Consider the following 242-nt stretch of genomic DNA (forward strand, 5'->3'; position numbering starts at 1 on the left):
GTTTGGGGTAATAATGGTTTGAGCGGCGGTTTTGCCGGGGATGAATTGTTCAACTTTGACGTTTGCTGAGCCTTGGTTGATGAAACCCAATTGTTGTGCGGCGGCTTTGGAAACATCGATGACGAGGTTGACGTGGAAAGGGCCGCGGTCGTATACACGGACGATGAATCTTTTGCCGGTTTTCATATTGGTCACACGTGCCCAGCGGGGAATAAGGATGGTTTTGTGGGAGGCGGAGAGGG

1 protein-coding gene is annotated in these 242 nt (G+C 51.7%); it reads right to left on the reverse strand.

Features of this window, described 5'->3' with window-relative positions:
* Positions 1-242: septal ring lytic transglycosylase RlpA family protein (locus ACTHSN_RS10890; RefSeq protein WP_440365325.1), on the reverse strand; the 242-nt coding region annotated here is incomplete at both ends.

Origin of the sequence: Neisseria sp. P0009.S010 (assembly GCF_051958545.1) — a bacterium.
GTDB classification, from domain to species: domain Bacteria; phylum Pseudomonadota; class Gammaproteobacteria; order Burkholderiales; family Neisseriaceae; genus Neisseria; species Neisseria subflava_A.